We start from the raw sequence: 3,798 nt of genomic DNA on the forward strand, positions 1-3,798 counted from the left end.
CTTCTCTTTCTATCAATGAGAATTATTTTTCAGAAGAAAAATCTTGTAATTAATTAAGGCTATTTTATTAACATAACTTGTGTATAAAAAACTTTTAAAAAATTAATTATTGACTATAATTGTATATATTCAATAATTTTTATTCATATTTAAATTATTGAAAAATATTGATTTAATTAAACTTATGTAGTGTTTTTAATTTATGAATGAAGATTTGGTCACAATTTCTCGTCTGGCTTTAGCAGGAAATGAGGCAGATATTCGTCTTTTTTTGGCGAAATATATTCGCCGAATGAAGAAATATGATCCTGAAACCACAGCTGAAATTGAGAAATTACTAAAATTGGAACCTACAAAACGAAGTCATGCTCTTCGTAAGAATACCCCTGATTATTTTCCAGAGTCTAAAGAAACAATAGATTCAAATGAGGTATATAAATTTTTAAAAGTATGGGATTCCAATGAGCCTATTGAAGAGTTGTTGCTATCAGAAAATTTAAAAAATTCACTAGCTTCTGTGGTGCAAGAAAGGTTACCAAATAATTTAGAGTCACTTAGAGAACATGATCTAAAGCCAATATCTTCAATTATATTTCAAGGTCCTCCTGGTGTTGGTAAATCTTTATCTGCTAAATGGCTAGCAAAAGAGTTAAACCTACCTCTTTATATACTTGATTTAACTTCTGTAATGAGTAGTTACATGGGGAAAACAGGTAATAATTTAAGGTTAGTACTTGATTATGCGAAATCCCAGGAATGTGTATTATTTTTAGATGAAATTGATGCAATAGCCAAAAAACGCGCAGACAATTCAGATGTAGGTGAGCTTAAAAGACTTGTAACAGTGTTATTACAGGAAATTGAAGACTGGCCAGAAAATAGTTTATTAATTGCAGCTACAAATCATCAAGAATTATTAGATCCCGCTATATGGCGTCGCTTTGATCTAGATTTATTATTTGATTTACCAACTGAAGATCAATTAGAAAATTCTTTAGAAAAATTATTTCTTGATGATTATAAATTTTTTAAAGTTTGGAGTGACCTTCTAAAAGTTAAATTTAAAGGTTTATCTTTTAGCTTAATCAAACGTGAAGTTATGAGGTTACGAAAAATTAAGCTTATGAACTCTTTAGAAGACTCAGAAGTCTTAATTACCCAATATTTAACGCCAGATTTGAAAGATATGTCTAAAAACCAACAAATAGATTTTGCAGTCAATTTGGTTGTTAATCATGGTATGTCTCAACTTAAGGCTTCTAAGTTAGCAAATATTAGCCGTGATACTTTAAGAAAAAAATTAATTAAAAATTGATATATAGAGGGAAATTAAATTGAGTAAAAAAGTTAATTATTTAATTGGTAGAGCAGAACAATTAACCCGTACTGTTCCTCCACCAAGACGTAATATGGAGAAAAAGTATATCTATTCAGTAGGTGAACTTCGCTCTAGGTTAGTCCCTCAGATAGAGAAGATCGAAAAGGAGTTGGAGGATATAGACAAACGTTTATATCCAAAGAATTTGACAGTTACTGCTATCACTCTACACCCTTCTTATATCTCCAAATCTGCATTTCCTGCCGCTTTATTTCGTAGTATTGGAGCTTATCCTATTGGAAGTAAAGCAACAGAAGTTCAACCAGATAAATGGAAAAGAAAAGGTAAACCAGAGGAGGTACCAAGTACCCAACTTTTCGTTGCTTTTCAAAAAGAAAATTTAAGAGACTTAAAAAATGAATTGGAGCAATTATCAGATTCTGATGAAAGTCGTTTAAGAGATGATTTAGAGACTATATGGAATATAAGTCTAGTAGAGTCCAATTCCAAAATTAAAGAAAATGAAAATGGATCACATGAGTACTTTGAAATTGGCTTACATTTAGTCTCTACTTCAATTTTATCAGAGCATATTAAACAGGCCTTTATAAAATATGCGGCTGAGTTAAATATAGAAATTCGTACAGAATTGGCCTTTGATATTGCAAATCTTTGGTTTGTTCCCTGTAAAGGGAATTATGAGAATATTAAGAAATTAGCAGACTTTTCTTTTGTAAGAGTTATTCGACCAGTTCCTCAATTACGAGCTTTCAATCCAGTAGTTAGAGGTTTGCCCGTATCAGCAAGTTTCACAGTACCAACAATTAAACCTGTAAATAGCAAAGTAAGAGTAGCTATTCTAGACGGTGGCTTACCATCCCAACATCAATTAGCTCCTTGGGTTCAGAATTATCGATTATCAGATCCTAAAGCATCTGACTGTACAGATGGGCCTGAACATGGATTAGGTGTAACCTCAGCATTTTTATTTGGTCCATTAAAACCTGGTCAGCAGGCAGCAAGGCCGTTTACTTATGTAGACCATCATCGAGTATTAGACTCAAAAATTAATGGTGAAGATCCCTTAGAACTTTACCGTACATTGGGCCATATTGAAGAAATTTTACTCTCGAACCAATATGAGTTTATTAATTTAAGTCTAGGACCAGATTTGCCTATCGATGATGATGAGGTACATCCTTGGACTTCTTTAATTGATAGCTATTTATCATTTGGTAATACCCTAATGACAGTAGCAGCAGGGAATAATGGTGAAAGAGACCATTCTGCCGGATTATCTCGAATTCAAGTTCCATCAGACTGTATAAATGCAATAGCAGTTGGTTCAAGTAATTGTACGGGTAATACTTGGGAACGTGCATCTTATAGTGCAATTGGTCCTGGTAGATCTCCAGGAAGAATTAAACCGGATCTAGTAGCTTTCGGTGGTTCTCCAACAGAGTATTTCCATGTCCCTCATAGCCAACATTCAACACAGTTAGTTCCAACATGTGGGACAAGCTTTGCTTCTCCGTATGTATTACGAATGGCCGCAGGAATAAGGGCAATATTAGGTGAGCAGATATCATTACTCGCTATAAAAGCACTATTAGTTCATACAGCTCATAGAAATGAACAGTCCAGTAATGAAATTGGATGGGGTAAGGTTCCTGATAACTTTGCCCAAATCATAGAGTCCGAGGAAGGAACTGTTAAAATTCTTTACCAAGGTGAACTATCGCCCGGTAAGTATTTGAATGTACCTTTGCCTATCCCAGACAATGGAATTGATGGGCAAGTTAAAATTTCAGCAACTTGTTGTATTTCATGTGAAACAGATCCTCAAGATACATCTATGTATACAAGAGCTGGAATTACTATTCAATGGATGCCACAGTTTGGTAGTAATCCTAATAAGACAGAATCCTTTTTTAAACAGACACGGTTTGCGACTGAAGCAGAACTAAGAGCTGATGCTGGTAAATGGGAGTCTGTATTGCATAGTACAAAAAATAAAAGGGGTTCTTCTTTAGATGAGCCTGCGTTTGAATTACATTATTCTGCTAGAGAAAATGGTGGGCTTACCAATAATGCCTCTCCGGTAAAATATGCTTTTATTGTTAGTATTGAAGCCCCTAAAAATAAAACTATTTTCTCAGATATATTGACTGAATATCAGGATATATTGACAGAAATAGAACCTATAGTAGAAATTCCAGTACAGATTCAAAACTAATTGGATTGAGAGACTAAAATATTTTAAATTTAGTCTCTCTTTATTTGATATTTTTAAAATCTATTGAAAAATTAGTTTCTTGCTTTATAAAGAATATGGCTATTTCTCTTTAATAACGTAAGCGTCCGCTGAACCCCACTTTTTCTAACTCATTAATACCGCGATAGTGTCCACTTAAATTTAAGTGGACACCTATTTATGGATTTAAAGACAGTTATAGACAGTGCACCAACGCTAAAAAAGC

At 33.4% G+C, this 3,798-nt stretch carries 2 protein-coding genes; both read left to right on the forward strand.

From position 1 onward, the window contains the following. Window positions 1-202: 202 nt before the first annotated feature. Window positions 203-1,315: an AAA family ATPase gene (locus C3420_RS16460; RefSeq protein ID WP_103857250.1), complete on the forward strand. Its 1,113-nt coding sequence runs from the start codon at window positions 203-205 to the stop codon at window positions 1,313-1,315. Between the two features lie 19 nt (window positions 1,316-1,334). Beyond that, entirely contained in the window at window positions 1,335-3,554 is a 2,220-nt protein-coding gene (locus C3420_RS16465) for a S8 family peptidase (RefSeq protein ID WP_228152986.1), read from the forward strand. Window positions 3,555-3,798: the final 244 nt, after the last annotated feature.

The sequence above is a fragment of the Acinetobacter sp. ACNIH3 genome (assembly GCF_002918965.1).
Lineage (GTDB): Bacteria > Pseudomonadota > Gammaproteobacteria > Pseudomonadales > Moraxellaceae > Acinetobacter > Acinetobacter schindleri.

Bases quoted from the DNA above. Each gene is read 5' to 3' on its own strand.
- C3420_RS16460 (WP_103857250.1), top strand. From the start codon at position 203: ATGAATGAAGATTTGGTCACAATTTCTCGTCTGGCTTTAGCAGGAAAT.